The organism is Streptosporangium sp. DT93, assembly GCF_049844535.1.
In the GTDB taxonomy this organism is placed as follows: Bacteria; Actinomycetota; Actinomycetes; order Streptosporangiales; family Streptosporangiaceae; genus Streptosporangium.
This window is the reverse complement of record NZ_JBNCLF010000007.1, coordinates 160,307-175,723: the sequence shown is the minus strand read 5'-3', so window position 1 is coordinate 175,723 and position 15,417 is coordinate 160,307. Positions and strand designations below refer to the sequence as shown.

16 protein-coding genes and 2 pseudogenes are annotated in these 15,417 nt (G+C 70.2%); 16 read left to right on the top strand and 2 right to left on the bottom strand.

Features of this window, described 5'->3' with window-relative positions:
• Nucleotides 1-80 precede the first annotated feature (80 nt).
• Nucleotides 81-1,640 (top strand): signal recognition particle protein, encoded by a 1,560-nt coding sequence (gene ffh / locus ACLQ2R_RS17780; protein ID WP_425960865.1) that lies wholly within the window; start codon nucleotides 81-83, stop codon nucleotides 1,638-1,640.
• Nucleotides 1,641-1,750: 110 nt separating this feature from the next.
• On the opposite strand, the gene ACLQ2R_RS17775 is transcribed toward ffh, so the two are convergent.
• Entirely contained in the window at nucleotides 1,751-2,380 is a 630-nt protein-coding gene (locus ACLQ2R_RS17775; protein WP_425960863.1) for a hypothetical protein, read from the bottom strand.
• Nucleotides 2,381-2,647: 267 nt separating this feature from the next.
• Between ACLQ2R_RS17775 and rpsP the strand changes: the two are divergent.
• The 13 genes and pseudogenes from rpsP to ACLQ2R_RS17710 all read left to right on the top strand — a co-directional run.
• A pseudogene (gene rpsP / locus ACLQ2R_RS17770) lies at nucleotides 2,648-3,058 on the top strand (30S ribosomal protein S16); the annotation flags it as partial.
• 154 nt (nucleotides 3,059-3,212) lie between these two features.
• A complete protein-coding gene (locus tag ACLQ2R_RS17765; RefSeq protein WP_030906210.1) occupies nucleotides 3,213-3,455 on the top strand; it encodes an RNA-binding protein in 243 nt (80 codons plus the stop codon).
• Nucleotides 3,456-3,700: 245 nt separating this feature from the next.
• Nucleotides 3,701-4,348 (top strand): ribosome maturation factor RimM, encoded by a 648-nt coding sequence (rimM, locus tag ACLQ2R_RS17760; protein WP_425960861.1) that lies wholly within the window; start codon nucleotides 3,701-3,703, stop codon nucleotides 4,346-4,348.
• Nucleotide 4,349: 1 nt separating this feature from the next.
• Nucleotides 4,350-5,126, top strand: a pseudogene (gene trmD / locus ACLQ2R_RS17755) (tRNA (guanosine(37)-N1)-methyltransferase TrmD); the annotation flags it as partial.
• 485 nt (nucleotides 5,127-5,611) lie between these two features.
• Nucleotides 5,612-5,965, top strand: coding sequence for a 50S ribosomal protein L19 (rplS, locus tag ACLQ2R_RS17750; RefSeq protein WP_386235244.1), 354 nt, complete (start codon nucleotides 5,612-5,614; stop codon nucleotides 5,963-5,965).
• 156 nt (nucleotides 5,966-6,121) lie between these two features.
• On the top strand, nucleotides 6,122-6,991 hold the full coding sequence (gene lepB, locus ACLQ2R_RS17745) for a signal peptidase I (RefSeq protein WP_425960859.1): 870 nt from the start codon (nucleotides 6,122-6,124) through the stop codon (nucleotides 6,989-6,991).
• On the top strand, nucleotides 6,988-7,593 hold the full coding sequence (gene lepB / locus ACLQ2R_RS17740) for a signal peptidase I (RefSeq protein ID WP_425960857.1): 606 nt from the start codon (nucleotides 6,988-6,990) through the stop codon (nucleotides 7,591-7,593). Before lepB (ACLQ2R_RS17745) ends, lepB (ACLQ2R_RS17740) begins: the two co-directional genes overlap by 4 nt.
• Before the next feature lie 64 nt (nucleotides 7,594-7,657).
• On the top strand, nucleotides 7,658-8,344 hold the full coding sequence (locus ACLQ2R_RS17735) for a ribonuclease HII (protein WP_425960855.1): 687 nt from the start codon (nucleotides 7,658-7,660) through the stop codon (nucleotides 8,342-8,344).
• Between the two features lie 39 nt (nucleotides 8,345-8,383).
• Complete coding sequence (locus ACLQ2R_RS17730) at nucleotides 8,384-8,707, top strand: DUF2469 domain-containing protein (RefSeq protein ID WP_362797055.1); 324 nt, start codon at nucleotides 8,384-8,386, stop codon at nucleotides 8,705-8,707.
• A 282-nt stretch (nucleotides 8,708-8,989) separates the two neighbouring features.
• On the top strand, nucleotides 8,990-9,343 hold the full coding sequence (locus ACLQ2R_RS17725; RefSeq protein WP_425960853.1) for a YraN family protein: 354 nt from the start codon (nucleotides 8,990-8,992) through the stop codon (nucleotides 9,341-9,343).
• Between the two features lie 50 nt (nucleotides 9,344-9,393).
• Nucleotides 9,394-11,073, top strand: coding sequence for a YifB family Mg chelatase-like AAA ATPase (locus tag ACLQ2R_RS17720; RefSeq protein WP_425960851.1), 1,680 nt, complete (start codon nucleotides 9,394-9,396; stop codon nucleotides 11,071-11,073).
• Nucleotides 11,070-13,460, top strand: a complete 2,391-nt coding sequence (locus ACLQ2R_RS17715; RefSeq protein ID WP_425960850.1) for a recombinase family protein — start codon at nucleotides 11,070-11,072, stop codon at nucleotides 13,458-13,460. Before ACLQ2R_RS17720 ends, ACLQ2R_RS17715 begins: the two co-directional genes overlap by 4 nt.
• A 284-nt stretch (nucleotides 13,461-13,744) precedes the next feature.
• The gene (locus ACLQ2R_RS17710; protein ID WP_425960848.1) at nucleotides 13,745-14,140 is read left to right on the top strand and encodes a hypothetical protein; all 396 of its coding nucleotides are present in this window, start codon (nucleotides 13,745-13,747) and stop codon (nucleotides 14,138-14,140) included.
• Between the two features lie 32 nt (nucleotides 14,141-14,172).
• Here the strand turns inward: ACLQ2R_RS17710 and ACLQ2R_RS17705 are convergent, their stop codons facing one another.
• A complete protein-coding gene (locus ACLQ2R_RS17705) occupies nucleotides 14,173-14,757 on the bottom strand; it encodes a helix-turn-helix domain-containing protein (protein WP_425960847.1) in 585 nt (194 codons plus the stop codon).
• Between the two features lie 169 nt (nucleotides 14,758-14,926).
• On the opposite strand from ACLQ2R_RS17705, the gene ACLQ2R_RS17700 reads away from it, so the two are divergent.
• Together ACLQ2R_RS17700 and ACLQ2R_RS17695 are read left to right on the top strand one after the other, a co-directional pair.
• Nucleotides 14,927-15,175: a hypothetical protein gene (locus ACLQ2R_RS17700; protein ID WP_425960845.1), complete on the top strand. Its 249-nt coding sequence runs from the start codon at nucleotides 14,927-14,929 to the stop codon at nucleotides 15,173-15,175.
• Nucleotides 15,175-15,372, top strand: a complete 198-nt coding sequence (locus ACLQ2R_RS17695; protein ID WP_425960843.1) for a hypothetical protein — start codon at nucleotides 15,175-15,177, stop codon at nucleotides 15,370-15,372. The genes ACLQ2R_RS17700 and ACLQ2R_RS17695 overlap by 1 nt, the downstream gene beginning before the upstream one ends.
• Nucleotides 15,373-15,417 lie beyond the last annotated feature (45 nt).

Here is a 15,417-nt window from a genome sequence, read left to right as displayed (position 1 = left end):
CGAGGGCGTCAGTCGCACCTCCCAGCGGATAGGCTGGGAGGTCGAGTCGCAGACCTGTAGCGCAGAGGCTGGCCAATCACGTGTTCGAGACGCTTTCCGACCGGCTGACATCGGTCTTCTCCTCCCTTCGATCCAAGGGTCGGCTGTCCGAGGCCGACATCGACGCGACCTGCCGCGAGATCCGTATCGCGCTGCTCGAGGCCGACGTCGCGCTGCCCGTGGTCAAGGCGTTCGTCGCCCGGGTCAAGGAGCGGGCCCGCGGCGTCGAGGTCTCCCAGGCGCTGAACCCGGCGCAGCAGGTCGTCAAGATCGTCAATGACGAGCTCGTCGAGATCCTCGGCGGTGAGACCCGCCGGCTCCGGTACGCCAAGAACCCGCCGACCGTCGTCATGCTCGCCGGCCTCCAGGGCGCGGGCAAGACGACCCTGGCGGGCAAGCTCGCCCGCTGGCTGCGCGAGCAGAACCACACGCCGCTGCTGGTCGCCGCGGACCTCCAGCGGCCCAACGCGGTCCAGCAGCTCTCGGTCGTGGCCGAGCGCGCGGGCGTCGCGGTCTACGCGCCCGAGCCCGGCAACGGCGTCGGGGACCCGGTCGAGGTGGCCCGCAGGTCGATCGACCACGCCAGGCGGCAGCAGCACGACATCGTCATCATCGACACCGCCGGCCGCCTGGGCATCGACCAGGAGCTGATGAGGCAGGCCGCCGACATCCGCGACGCGGTCTCGCCCGACGAGATCCTCTTCGTGGTGGACGCCATGATCGGCCAGGACGCCGTCACCACGGCCCAGGCCTTCATGGAGGGCGTCGGCTTCGACGGCGTGGTCCTGACCAAGCTCGACGGTGACGCCCGCGGCGGCGCCGCGCTCTCGGTCCGCCACATCACCGGCAAGCCGATCATGTTCGCGTCCACCGGTGAGAAGCTGGAGGACTTCGACGCCTTCCACCCGGACCGGATGGCCTCCCGGATCCTCGACATGGGTGACATCCTCACCCTGATCGAGCAGGCCCAGAAGACCTTCGACGAGGCCGAGACCGCCAAGATGGCGAGCAAGCTCACCTCGGGCGAGGGCTTCACGCTGGAGGACTTCCTCGAGCAGATGATGATGGTCCAGAAGATGGGCCCCATCAAGAACCTGCTCGGCATGATGCCCGGCATGGGGCAGATGCGCGAGCAGCTCAACCAGGTCGACGACCGCGACCTCGACCGCATCGCCGCCATCATCCGCTCGATGACCCCGGGCGAGCGGCAGAACCCGAAGATGATCGACGGCTCCCGCCGGGCCCGCATCGCCAAGGGCTCGGGCGTGTCGGTGACCGAGGTCAGCGGCCTGGTCACCCGCTTCTTCGACGCGCAGAAGATGATGAAGAAGATGGCCGGCGGCATGGGCATCCCCGGCATGCCGGGCGGACGCAAGGCCGGCAAGGCCGCCCAGAAGAAGGCGGCCAAGGGGCGCAGGGTCAGCGGTGACCCGCGCAAGGCGGCCCTCGGCAAGGCCACCCCCGACCCGGCCGCCGACCCCGCCGCCCCGGCGGGGAACGGGCTGCTCGGCAAGCTGGGCTCCCGGCAGCAGCTGCCGCCGGGCCTGGAGCTGCCCCCCGGCTTCGACCCCTCCACCTTCAAGTTGCCGGGACAGAAATGAGCGACGATCGTTTCTACGCGCGGACGCGGTGGATCTGGGTGATCATCGTGGCGGGCTTCATCCTGGTGGCCGTGCTGGAGCTGGCCGGGGTACGCCCCGCCTAGGGCGCGTCAGGGCGTGTCCGTGCCCGTCTGCTCGGGCGTCAGCGGCACCAGAGGCCCCCGGGGGAGCACCGGCTCCCCCGGGGGCCTCGGTGTGTCCGGGGGTGTCGCCGGGGGCACGGGCCTTCCCGGCGTTCCCGGCGTTGCGGACCGTGGTGCCGGGAGGCGCGCGGTGCCGCCGTACGGGCCGCCGTCCGCGGCACCGTCCGGGGCGCCGTGCGACACACCGTCCCGGACGTCGTGCGGGAACGCCGGCAGGTCTCCCCGGACGCTCCTCAGAACGATCTCCGGGACGCCTCCGGGAACGATCTCCGAGATGATCCGGGAAAGGCCGGGGAGGAGCGGCTCCGCGTTCCGCGGGGTCGTGGGAACCGGTTCCGTGCCCGCTCCTTCCGTGCCCGTTTCCTCCGTGCCCGCTTCTTCCGGGGCCGCGGGGAGCGTGGGGGCCGGGACGCCCGGGACGCCCGGGAGGGCGGGGACCTCGGGGGTGGCGGGAGTGACGGGGGCGGCCGGGAACGGTGCGGGCGGCCGGGTCACGTCGGCCTGGCCCGCCGGGGCCGTCCTGATGGCCAGCACCGCGCCCAGCACGGCGATGGATCCGGTCGCGGTCAGCAGCAGGGATCTGAGGGTGGTCGGCACGGCGGCCATTTAGCGCAGCGCCCCGGCCCGCCCGCGGCCCCGGACACACGGGGATTACCGAGATTTGCCCTCGGGCCGCCCCGCCGGATGGCCGTGGAACGACCGGGGACCCCCGGACGTCTGGCACAATGACATGTTGGAACATCGTGACACGCGGTTGCCCTCTCACTCTCGCGTGCCATGCCTGTCCCTCGAACGGTCCTCTCCTCGTGCCCCACTCGATGAGACACCGCTCACCCACGCTCTAATGCAGGAGAGACCACACCAGTGGCAGTCAAGATCAAGCTCAAGCGGCTCGGTATGATCCGTAACCCGCAGTACCGCATCGTCATCGCCGACAGCCGCACCAAGCGTGACGGCCGGGCGATCGAGGAGATCGGCCTGTACCACCCGAAGGAGAACCCCTCGCGCATCGAGGTCAACTCCGACCGGGCGGCCTACTGGCTGGGTGTCGGCGCGCAGCCGACCGAGCCCGTCCTCAAGCTCCTCAAGCTGACCGGCGACTGGCAGAAGTTCAAGGGCGAGCCGGCTCCGGCTCCGCTCCTGGTCGCCGAGCCCAAGAGCGACCGTCACGCGGTGTACGAGGCCGCGGCCAAGGAGGCGCTCTCCCTGGAGGCCGCCACCACGCCGAAGAAGTCGACCCGCAAGTCGGCTCCCAAGGCCGAGGAGGCGGCTCCCAAGGCTGAGGCTCCCAAGGCTGAGGCGGCTCCCAAGCCCGAGGCCCCCGCCGAGGCCAAGCCCGAGGCCAAGCCTGAGGCCGAGGCCGCCGCCGAGACCCCGGCCGAGCCCACCGCGGCCGCCGAGGAGAAGAAGCCGGAAGGCGAGGCCTGAGGTGCTTGAGGAGGCCCTCGAGCACCTGGTGAAGGGCATCGTCGAGTATCCGGACGATGTCCAGGTTCACGCTCGCCGCATCCGCAGCGGGCGTGTGCTCGAGGTCCGGGTCCATCCCGAGGACCTGGGTAAGGTCATCGGCCGTGGTGGCCGTACGGCCAAGGCGCTCCGCACCGTCGTGAACGCCCTCGGCGACGGCAAGTACGTCCGGGTCGACCTGCTCGACCTGAACGAGGCCCGCTAGGCGCCGAGAAGCGTCCCATCGAGCGAACGGGCCACCCGCCCAGCGTGGGTGGCCCGTCTGCTTTTCCCGGTTTCCCGGGACGGCCCGGCACCGGGTCTCCATGATCGGTTGCCCGGGACGGCCCGGGTTCGGTTCTCCGGGATCGACCGTAATCAGTTCTCCGGGACGGCCCGGGACCGGGTCTCCGGGATCGACCGGGAGCGGTTCTCCGGGATCGACCGGCATCATGACGTGAGGAGGCGGGCGTGCAGCTCGTCGTAGGGCGGATAGGCCGCCCGCACGGACTCCGCGGGGACGTGTCCGTGGAGGTGCGCACCGACGAGCCGGACAGGCGCTTCGCCCCGGGCACCGCCCTGGCCACCGAGCCGGCCTCGACCGGCCCGCTGGTCGTGGAGTCCTGTCGCTGGCACTCGGGGATCCTGCTGGTCAGGTTCGAGGGGGTGACCGGCAGGGACCGCGCCGAGGAGCTCCGCGGGACCATGCTCGTCATCGACTCAGGAGACATCCCGCCGCCCGAGGACCCGGACGAGTTCTACGACCACCAGCTCATCGGCCTGACCGTCGTCACACCCGGCGGCGAGGCGGTGGGCGAGGTCTCCGACGTGCTCCACCACGGCCAGGACCTGCTCGTCGTACGACGGACCGCGACGGCGGGAGGCGGCACCGGGGGCATCGAGGGCACTGCGGGCAGCGAGGGCACTGCGGGCACCGGGGGCACTGCGGGCACCGAGGGCACGGCGGGTGCGATGGCAGGGAAGGCCGGCAAGGCGGGGAAGGCCGTCGAGGTCTACGTGCCGTTCGTCAAGGCCCTGGTCCCGGTGGTCGACCTGGACAGGGGCGTCCTCGTCGTGGACGGCCCGCCCGGGCTGCTCGATCCGGACGAGATCGTCTGACATGCGCGTCGACATCATCTCGATCTTCCCCGAGTACTTCGCCCCCCTTGAGGTCTCCCTGATCGGCAAGGCCCGCGAGCGCGGCATTCTCGACGTCCGCCTCCACCAGCTCCGTGACCACGCCCATGACGTGCACCGCACGGTGGACGACACCCCCTACGGGGGCGGCCCCGGCATGGTCATGAAGCCCGGCCCCTGGGGTGAGGCCGTCGACGCGGTGCTGGCCACCGATCCGGCCGCCCGGCCGCGGATGATCGTGCCCACCCCGAGCGGGGTGCCCTTCACCCAGAGGCTGGCGATGGAGTACGCCGCCGAGCCGTGGCTGCTGTTCACCCCGGCCCGCTACGAGGGCATCGACTCCAGGGTGATGGCCGAGTACGGTGCCCGCCTGCGGGTGGACGAGGTCAGCGTCGGCGACTACGTCCTGGCCGGGGGTGAGGTCGCCGTGCTGGTGATGATCGAGGCCGTCGGGCGGCTGCTGCCGGGAGTGCTGGGCAACGTCCGCTCGGCGGTGGACGACTCGTTCGCCCCCGGTGCGATGGAGAACCTCCTCGAAGGCCCTGTCTACACCAAGCCGCCCGAGTGGCGGGGGCACGAGGTGCCCGAGGTCCTGCTCTCCGGGCATCACGGCAGGATCGCGCGGTGGCGGCGGGACGAGGCGCTGCGCCGTACGGCAGGGAACAGGCCCGAGCTGCTGACGCTGATCGGCCCCGAGAGCCTGGACCGGCGTGATCGGGAGGTCCTGGCGGAGCCGGTCCCCGCCGCCTCCGATCCCGTACCGGTTCCCGCCTGCGGCCCGGCACCGGATTCCGCCTCCGATCCCGCTCCCGGCTCCGTACCGGACTCCGCTTCCGGCTGCGTACCGGATCATGCTCCTGGCTCCGTGCCGGATCCCGCCTCCGGCCCCGGGCCGGATCCCGTTTCCGCCTCCGTTCCCGAGCCGGCGCGGGATTCCGTTCCCGCTCACGACCCCGTACCGGATCCCGCTCCGCGCCCGGTCGGTGAGCCCGTACCGGAGCATGCTCCCGGCACCGTCGCCGGTCCGGGAGACCCGGTGGTCTGACCGGTTGATTTCCGATCGGTCGGGAGCATATGGCAGACTGAAGCGTTGCCGCCGGTCGACTTCGGGCCGGCGCGCGTCGCCGGCCAGACGGTTCCGGCTCCCAGACACAGTCCATTCCAGCACGCGTGTCCGTCACGACGCCGCTCCGTCGCGGCCGGACGGACCTCCGCGGGCCTTTGACAGACGAGGTACCAACTGCCATGCACACGCTGATCAGCGAGCTCGAGAAGTCCGCGCTCCGCACCGACGTCCCGAACTTCCGGCCCGGTGACACGCTCGAGGTTCACGTCCGGGTCATCGAGGGCAGCCGGTCCCGTGTCCAGGTCTTCAAGGGCTTCGTCCTGCGCCGTCAGGGCGGTGGCGCCCGCGAGACCTTCACCGTCCGCAAGGTCAGCTACAGCGTCGGCGTCGAGCGCACCTTCCCGGTGCACAGCCCGGTCATCGAGAAGATCACCCTCGTGACCCGCGGCGACGTCCGCCGCGCCAAGCTCTACTACATGCGTGACCTGCGGGGCAAGGCCGCCCGCATCCGCGAGAAGCGCGACGCCCGCTAGGCGTCCGGCCCTCGCCGTACTGGCCCGCTCACCCTGGAAAGCGGGGGGCGGGCCAGTGGTATGTGAAGGGATTTGGGATCCTGTGGCCATAAGCAGGCGAGGCGGTACCCGGTCGCTCGACCACACGGCGCCGCCCATCATCTAGGCTCGTCTGCGATGACTAGCGAAGACCGGGAGTACGGCGCAGTCTCGCGTCGACCTGTCGAGGACGAGGTGGACGTGGTCGCCGAAGACACCCAGAAGACCGCCACTGGTGACAAGGAAAAGAAGAAGGGCTCCTTCTGGAAGGAACTGCCCGTCCTGATCGTGGTGGCCCTGGTGCTCGCCCTCATAATCAAGACCTTCGTGATCCAGGCGTTCTACATCCCGTCCGAGTCGATGGAGAACACCCTCCTCACCAACGACCGGGTCCTGGTCAACAAGCTCGTCTACCGTGTCCGCGACATCGAGCGCGGTGACGTGGTGGTCTTCTCCGGGGTCGACTCGTGGGACCCCGAGATCGACCTTGAGGAGCCCTCCAACCCGGTCGTCGGGTTCTTCCGCTGGGTCGGCACCGCCTTCGGCATGGTGCCCGGCGAGAAGGACTACATCAAACGGGTCATCGGCGTCAGCGGGGACACGGTCAAGTGCTGCGACGCCCAGGGCCGGATGACGGTCAACGGGGTCCCCATCGAGGAGAAGGGCTACCTCTACCCCGGGGACCTGCCCTCGCAGCAGCCCTTCGAGGTCAAGGTCGGCGAGGGGCGCCTGTGGGTGATGGGTGATCATCGGGTGGTCTCCCTGGACTCCCGGTCCCATCTGGGCGACCCCGGCGGGGGGACGATCCCGGTGGACAAGGTGATCGGCAGGGCCTTCGTGATCGTGTGGCCGTTCTCCAGGGCCACGACCCTTCCCATCCCCGACACGTTCGGCCAGCAGGCGCTCAAGGTCGCCGCGGCCGCCGGAGGGGCCACCCCGCTCCTGGCGGGCTTCGCGGGTGCCGTACCGCTGGTGCTGTGGCGCCGCCGGCATCTCCTGGGGCGGTGACCCGGCCCATGGCGGCGGAGCCCGAGGTCGAGAAGGGCAAGAAGCGCGGCAAGGGCGGCGGCCTGCGCGAGTCGCTGTTCCTGCTGGTGTGCGGGGTCGTGGTGGCCCTGCTGCTGCAGGCCTTCGTCTTCCAGTCGTTCCACATCCCCTCGGAGTCGATGGAGAGCACCCTGCGCGACGGCGACCGGGTGGTCGTCAACAAGCTGCACGGCGCCTCCGAGCGCGGTGACATCGTGGTCTTCAGGGGCTGGAACAACCAGGACACCATCAAGAGGGTCATCGGTGTCGGCGGTGACACCGTGAAGTGCTGTGACGCCAAGCGCCGCATCACCGTCAACGGCGTGCCGCTGAACGAGAGCTCCTACCTCTACTCCGAGGACTTCCCCTCGGGAGACGAGTTCGAGAAGGTCGTGCCCCAGGGCCGCCTGTGGGTCATGGGGGACCATCGCACCGCCTCGGCCGACTCGCGCGCCCAGGAGGAGAGACTGGGGGAGGGAACGGTCGCCGAGGCGGACGTCATCGGCCGTGCCGTCGCGATCTACTGGCCGTTCTCCAGGGCCACCGTCCTGTCCCGGCCGGAGAGCTTCCTCAAGGTGAGATAGCAGTACCGAATACCCTGAAGGGGGCGTACTCTCTGCTCATGTTCGCTGTGTCGCCCGTGGTGTCATGACGGTGGTGTTCCGCCCGAGACCCAGCGTGGTCCGGCGGGATTCGGGGCTCTACGGCTATGAGCGGGCCCTGGGCCGTCGCGGGCTCGGCCCCGTGGCCGGGGTCGACGAGGCGGGCCGGGGTGCCTGTGCGGGGCCTCTGGTGATCGCCGCGGTGGTGCTGGGCGAGCGGATCGACGGCCTGGACGACTCCAAGCTGCTGACGGCCTCACGGCGCGAGGCGCTGTACGAGCGGATCACGGCCACGGCGCGGGCGACGGCGGTGGTGGTGATCCCTCCGGGGGAGATCGACCGCCGCGGCCTGCACAGGTCCAACATCGACGGAATGCGCAGGGCCGTGGCGCGGTTGTCCTGTGACCCCGGCTACGTCCTCACGGACGGGTTTCCCGTCCCCGGGCTGCCCGCGCCCTCACTGGGCGTGTGGAAGGGGGACCAGGTGGCGGCCTGCGTCGCGGCGGCCTCGATCGTGGCCAAGGTGACGCGGGACGCGATGATGATCGCCCTGCACGAGCGCCATCCCCGGTACGGGTTCGCCGTGCACAAGGGGTACGGTACCGCCGATCATCGAAGGGCTCTCGGAGCCTACGGCCCGTGTCCGGATCACCGCTTCTCGTTCTCGACGGTGGCGCGGTCAGGAGCGGGCGAGGTGATGAGTGAGAATGAAGTGGGGGCCGGGACCGTCTGACCGGACGGTTCGGGGTGGGTGTTCGACAGGAGGACCGGTATGAGCGCAGAGGATCTCGAAAAGTACGAAACCGAGATGGAGCTGCAGCTTTACCGTGAGTACCGCGATGTCGTCGGCCTGTTCGCCTACGTCGTGGAGACCGAGCGCCGCTTCTATCTGACCAACTCCGTCGATCTGGACGTGCGCACCGCCGAGAACGGTGACGTGTTCTTCGACGTGAAGATGCAGGACGCCTGGGTCTGGGACATGTACCGGCCCGCGAGGTTCGTCAAGAACGTACGGGTGGTGACGTTCAAGGACGTCAACGTGGAGGAGCTCGCCAAGCCCGACCTGGAGATGCCCAAGGAGGGCTTCTCCTCCTGAGCGTCTCCCGGCACCCGTGGGGCGGTACGAGGCCTTTGGGGTGTCCTGTGGGCCGGTGATGTGGGCCCGTGGGTCGTGGGTCGTCCGTGAGGATGGCCGTGGGGGCTGTGGGGCGTCGTGAGGCCGGGGCCGGCCGGAGGGCCGTCGGCATGAGCCGTGGGGCGTTCGCGAGGCGCCTTCGTCCACAGGGCGCCTCGGGTCCGGCCGGTTATCCACAGAATACGATTCGGCCCCTCGGGGGGACCGCGAGCTGAGCGAAGGTCTGGAACCGGAGGTGGTTCCATGGCCGCGAAAGACACGCTCGGCAGACACGGCGAACAGATCGCCGTGAACTATCTGCTCGCCCACGACCTGCAGATCCTGGACCGTAACTGGCGGTGCCGGGAGGGGGAGATAGACGTCGTGGCCCGCGAGGGGCGCACGCTCGTCGCGGTCGAGGTGAAGACCCGCTCCGGCCGTAGCCACGGCACCGCCTTCGAGGCGGTCACCGATGCCAAGATCGCTCGCCTGCGCAGGCTCGCGGGCAGATGGCTCGCCGGCAGGCACGAGGGATTCGACGCGATCAGGGTGGACGTCGTCGCTCTGGAGCGGTTCGCCGGGGATTTCGCCATCCGTCACGAGCGGGGGGTGTGCTGATGCCTCCCGGCCTGTCGTGGATCATGCGCTCACCCCTGGGGGTGGGCTGAGTGGCCGTCGCACGTACGCGCTGCGTCTCCCTGGTCGGGGTGACCGGCCGCCTGGTCGAGGTCGAGGCCGACGTCGGCAGCGGTGTCGCCGGCCTGCATCTCATCGGCATGCTCGACACCGCGCTGAGCGAGGCCCGCGACCGGGTCCGCTCCGCCCTGGTCAACAGCCGGTACGCGTGGCCCGACGCCCGGATCACCGTCAGCCTGTTCCCGGCCAGCCTGCCCAAACGAGGCAGCCTGTTCGATGTCGCCATCGCCATGGCACTGCTCGCCGCGGCCGGATTCGTGCGCCCGGAGAAGGTCGCCGAGCCGTTCTTCCTGGGTGAGCTGGGCCTCGACGGCTCCGTCAGGCCGGTCCGGGGCGTTCTCCCGGCCGTGCTGGCCGCCGTCGCCGCCGGTGCCCGCGTCGTGGTCGTCCCGGCGGGAAACGCCGCCGAGGCCGCCCTGGTGCCCGACGTGACCGTGGTCCCCGCGACCACTCTGGCCGCCCTGACGAGCCGCCTGCGGAGCGACGAGCCCTTCCCCGGCCCGGAAGATCTTCGTGGTCCTGGTGCCTTCCCCGGCCCGGGGGGTGTGACCGGCCTGGAGGGCCTGCCGCGCCCGGGGGAGGGGGCCTCGGTCCCAGTCTCGGGTTCGGGCTCGGGCTCGGGGTGGGCGCCGGGCTGTGCCGGCCCTCACGAGCGGCAGAAGGCGCCGGATCCCGGAGACGGTCCCGAGAACGGTCCGGACCTCGGAGACGTCGCAGGCCAGCCTTCCGCCCGCCGGGCCCTGGAGGTCTGCGCCGCCGGGGGGCACAACCTGTGGATGCTGGGGCCGCCGGGCACCGGGAAGACCATGCTCGCCGAGCGGCTGCCGACCCTGTTGCCCGCTCTGGAGTGGGAGCAGGCGCTGGAGGTGACCGCCATCCACTCGGTCGCCGGCACGCTGCCCGCCGACCGTCCCCTGCTGATCCGCCCGCCCTTCGTGGCGCCCCACCACACCGCGACCGTCGCCTCCATGATCGGCGGTGGGAGCGGGACGATCCGCCCCGGCGCGGTCTCGCTGGCCCACCGGGGCGTGCTCTTTCTGGACGAGGCCCCGGAGTTCCCCGCCACCGCTCTCGACGCGCTCAGGCAACCGCTCGAATCCGGCCGGGTGACGGTCGCGAGGGCACTGGGTTCTGTGACCTTCCCCGCCCGGTTCGCGCTGGTGCTGGCGGCCAACAGGTGTCCCTGCGCGCGGCCCTCCACCCCGGACGACCCGTGCTCCTGCGCTCCCGCCGCCCGCCGCCGCTACCTCGCCAGGCTCTCCGGCCCCCTGCTCGACCGTATCGACGTCAAGGTCGGCCTGTTGCGGTCGACCAGGCGCGAGCTCCTGGCCGACCGCAGGTTCATCGAGCCGAGCAGGGTGGTGGCCGAGCGGGTGCGGCTGGCCCGTGAGCGCGCCGCCAAGCGGTTCGCGCACACCCCGTGGCGGTGCAACGCCGAGGTTCCGGCCCGTCTCCTGCACACCGAGTACCGGCCGTCGTCCCCGGCCATGTCACCGCTGCTCGGACATCTCGACAGCGGCCGGTTGAGCGCCCGAGGGCTCGACCGGATCCTCAAGGTGTCCTGGACACTGGCCGATCTCGCCGGCAAGGACCGGCCGGAGTTACGCGAGACCAACACCGCCCTCGGGCTCTGGCTGGGGGAGGAACGGTGAACGAAAGACTCGCACGGCTCGTCCTGATGCGCCTGGCCGAGCCCGGGGACGCCGCCATGGGCGCCCTGGTCGCGTTGCGCGGTCCTCAGCGGGCCGTCGCCCTGGTCAGGGAAGGTGTGATGGACGCGGACCTCGTCCATCGGCTGATCGGCGGTGGGCCCGATCCCCGCGACATGGAAACCGGTTCCCGCGGCACCACTCCCTTCCGGCCGGGCACCGAGCTCTCCCAGCCGGGCTCCGAGCCCTCCCAACCGGGCTCCGGGTCCTCCTGGCCGGGTCCCGAGTCCTTCCTGCCGGCCGCTGCACCCTCCATGACGGGCGCCGAGCCCTTCCTGCCGGGCATGGAGCGCGCGGAGTTCACCGCCGCCCCGGGGACCGGAGGCGACGGGCCGGGGCGGGACGGGCGGCTCGCGGCCAGGAAGGCACGGCTCGATCGGACGATGGCCTCCTGGGGGGCCCGGTTGAGGACGGCCGATCCCGAGCGGGACCTGGCCGAGGGGGAGCGAATAGGGGCGAGGCTGCTGATCCCCGGCGACCCCGAGTGGCCCACCCAGCTGGACGACCTGGGAGCCTCCCGGCCCTACGCCCTGTGGGTGTACGGGGATGCCGACCTGCGGTTCTCCTGCCTGCGGTCCGTCGCGGTGGTGGGTTCCCGGGCGGCCACCCCGTACGGCACACACGTCGCGGCGGAGTTCGCGGCCGGGCTGGGCGAGAAGGGCTGGGGCGTCATCTCTGGTGGTGTTTCAATATGGGGTATGAAAACCGCCCGCCCCCGATGCGTCATCTACGTCCGCATCAGCCGCGACAAGGAAGGCGCCGGCCTCGGCGTCCAACGCCAGGAAGACGAGTGCCGCCAGCTCGCCGACCGGCTCGGCTGGGACGTCCTGGAAGTGTTCGCCGACAACGACATCTCCGCCTACAGCGGCAAACCACGCCCCGGCTACCAGCGGATGCTGGAGCGTATCCGGGCGGGCGGAGCCGACGCCATCATCGCCTGGCACACCGACCGGCTTCACCGCAATCCGCGCGAGCTGGAGGACTTCATCGACCTGCTCGAGGCCCGCCGCACCCGGGTCTCCACGGTCATGGCGGGCGTGATGGATTTGGACACCGCCTCGGGGCGGATGCTGGCCCGGCTGCTCGGCAACGTCGCCCGCCACGAGTCCGAGCAGAAGGCGGAGCGCATCAAGGCCAAGCATGTGCAGCTGGCCAAGAGCGGCAAGGCGGGCGGCGGCGGCTTCCGCCCGTACGGGTACCGGCGGATCTACGACCGCCCCGATCCGCCGCACCGCCTCGTGCGCGAGGAGCTGATCCCGGAGGAGGCCGACATCATCCGCGAGTGTGTGCGCCGTGTACTGGCCGGAGAGGGCTTGTCGGCCGTGTGCAGGGATCTGAACCGGCGGGGCGTTCCAACGACGTCTACGGGCATCTGGACGGCCCGCCAGGTCAACTCTGTGGCCGAGGTCGGGCAGGACGATCTCGCGGTGGAGGTGCGCGACCGGCTGGCCGCCTCGGAACCGGCGTCAGCGATCGCCCGCGACCTCATGGAGCGCGGCGTGCCGGTAGTCGCGGCGGGCGGCTGGTCGACGCCGACGCTGGCGCGGATGCTCACCTCCGCGCGGATCGCCGGGCTGCGCGAGCATCGGCCGCGCTCCCGCCATCAGACGAAGCGGGTGCGCACCGGGGAGATCGTGGGGGTCGGGGAGTGGCCGGCCATCATCACCCCGGCCGAGTCGGCCCGGCTGCGGCTGATGCTGTCGGATCCGGCGCGCCGCACGTCGCCGGGGCCGACGGGCCGCTACCTGCTGACGGGGCTGATCTACTGCGACGTGTGCAAGAACCGCATGACGGGCCGCACCAAGACGGGCGGGCGGCGCCACTACATGTGCGATGGGCAGCCAGGCCGGCCGGGCTGCGGCAAGGTGTCGGCGCGCACCGACTACGTGGACGAGGTCATGGTGGCGGGGGCGGTGGAGCTGCTCACCACGCCGGGGTTCGCGGACGCCCTGGTCGTCAACGCCGGACCCGACGAGGGGGTTGTGGTCGCGGAGATCGCCGCCTGCGAGCAGGAGTTGCAGGATCTGGCTGCCGACCATGGGGCGGGGGTGATTTCCCGGGCGGAGTGGATGGCGGCGCGTAAGCCTCTGCTGGCGCGTATCGAGGCGGGGCGGTCCTCGTTGGGGCGCGTTGATGTGAGCCGGGTGCTGGAGGGCCTGCCGGGGGATCGGGAGGGGTTGGAGGCGTTCCTGCTCGATGTTGAGGTGGAGGCGTCGCGGCGGCGATCGGTGCTCGGGGTGGTGTTGGAGCGGGTGTGGGTGCGTCCGACGATTGTCCGGGGGAGTAAGAAGTTCAACCCGGAGCGGCTGGTGCCGTTGTGGCGGTTCTGACCACCTGCGCCCTAACCGAACGGGTAGGGTTTGCTTACTTTGTGTAGGCTACCCTTCGTTACGTTCCGAGTATTTTGGTGCACATAGTTCGCATTTCAATCACAACTGGTGACGGCGAGTAGATACTCAGGAGTAACCTCGCCGACCTGGTCGATTGCCGCAATAAGGAGCGTTCCATACACCGCTCACCTCATTTAGGGTGAGTCGTTATCGCGTCTCGCCTCGGAAACGAATCTCGCGGTAAAGCCGGGAAGCTGGGGAGCTCGGCAGAAAGCAGGTTTTTCTTGAACGTCCGCATGATCGGCGCCGCCCCCGTCTCGCTGGCCTGGGCGCTGCGCCTGTCCTGGCTCGGGTGGGGCGCCGTCGGCGTCGAAGCACTGCTGGTGGACATACTCGGCTACAAGGCGTTCGCCGCACTGGTGGGATCGGCCATCGTGACATCGGTGTACGCCGGTTTGAAGCATCACGCGCAAGAGATCAAGAAGGCTCTGGGTGAGCATGCGGGCCGCATGGAGGAGATCACCAACGCGCACGCTGAGATCATCGCCAAGCAGGTGCTTACCATCGAGCGGTTCTTCAAGATGGGAACGCGCAGCGATGACGCGGCGCGGCGTGACGCCGCGGATGTGCGTGTGCGGGACGAGTCGGGGCCGTTCAAGGCCTTCCGCCCTGTGAGGTAGCCGCAGGATGTATGTGAAGAGCTGGACGATTCCTAATCGTCCAGCTCTTTCCCTTTTGTCCGGACTTCTTCGAAGCGTCGAGCCCGATTTTCCAGATGTGCCCGGATTAGGGCGATTTTCGTTCCGTCAGAAAGATCACTTGATGCGTTGATCTCTTCGATCATGGGGTCCGGCCGGAGGCTGTCCGGCACGACCAGTTCATCCGGCGAGACGATGCCTTCTTCGACGAGCAGCTCGGTGAACGGCCGACCCTCCGCCTGCGCCCGGTCCCGTAGATCCGCCACCGCCCGGCGGAGCACGTCGGATGCGCCCACGGCGGAGGCTTCCAGCGACGGCAACAGAGACGTCGTGTCGCCTGCGATGCGGTCGCCGTACCCGGACGCGGCCATGAACTGCTGGGCGAGGTCGGCAAGGTCCGGCCGCTGTTCGGTGATGGCGGCCGCGAATCGTGCCGCCGCCTCGTAGGCGGGCTGGTGTTTGCCGGTCAGCCACCGGTTGGCCATGGTGCGGTCGCGGCCGGCGAGTCTGCCGACGGCGGCTTGGCTGAGGTCTGCCCGCTCCATGATCGCGTCGAGGGTGTCGCGCAGCGCGGTTCGATCCCATTCAGTCGTGTGCACGCACGCACCATAACACGCGACTTGACTCACTTCCACGCTGGTGAGAGCCGCATTCCTGGTTAGAACGGGTGTGCGCATACGCACCCTCTTTGGACGGTGGTCCAAAAAGAGGGGCATGCAGCGACAACATATGTTGCGTGCGTGCACTCTCACGTGCCATAGTGCGTGCATGCACGAAACATGCGGTGGCCGCCCCGTCATCCGGCTCCGGCACGGCGAGTGGGAACGGCACATGACCTCCAAGGAACTGACCACCGACGACGCCCGCGCGGCCCACATCGGCGTCAGCCGCACCACCGTCCTGCGCATCCAGAACGGAGGCATCCAGCCCGGCCGCGAATTCATCGCCGCCGCCCTCTGCGCCCTCCCCGACATCAAGTTCGAGGACCTCTTCGAGGTCACGCGAGCGGCCTCGTAATGGCCGCCTACCAGGTCGACCGCGAATGGGTCACCGCCTGGGTGAGGCGCACCCGCGCCGAGCAGGGTCTCCCGCCCGTCATTGAGGACCCCACCGCGCTCGCCACCATCGCCGACCTGGTCCGCCCCTACCTGATCGAAAAGGGCTACCTGCGGGCCGACGGCACCCCCACCCCCGCGGCGCGGAAAGCCTCCTGAACCGGCCACCAGGCCGCCGCTTTCCCTGCCCTGACATGCCTGCGG

Coding starts and splice junctions, on each gene's coding strand:
- rplS (WP_386235244.1), top strand. CDS start 5,612: ATGCACACGCTGATCAGCGAGCTCGAGAAGTCCGCGCTCCGCACCGAC.
- lepB (WP_425960859.1), top strand. CDS start 6,122: ATGACTAGCGAAGACCGGGAGTACGGCGCAGTCTCGCGTCGACCTGTC.
- ACLQ2R_RS17735 (WP_425960855.1), top strand. CDS start 7,658: ATGACGGTGGTGTTCCGCCCGAGACCCAGCGTGGTCCGGCGGGATTCG.
- ACLQ2R_RS17730 (WP_362797055.1), top strand. CDS start 8,384: ATGAGCGCAGAGGATCTCGAAAAGTACGAAACCGAGATGGAGCTGCAG.
- ACLQ2R_RS17725 (WP_425960853.1), top strand. CDS start 8,990: ATGGCCGCGAAAGACACGCTCGGCAGACACGGCGAACAGATCGCCGTG.
- ACLQ2R_RS17700 (WP_425960845.1), top strand. CDS start 14,927: ATGCACGAAACATGCGGTGGCCGCCCCGTCATCCGGCTCCGGCACGGC.
- ACLQ2R_RS17695 (WP_425960843.1), top strand. CDS start 15,175: ATGGCCGCCTACCAGGTCGACCGCGAATGGGTCACCGCCTGGGTGAGG.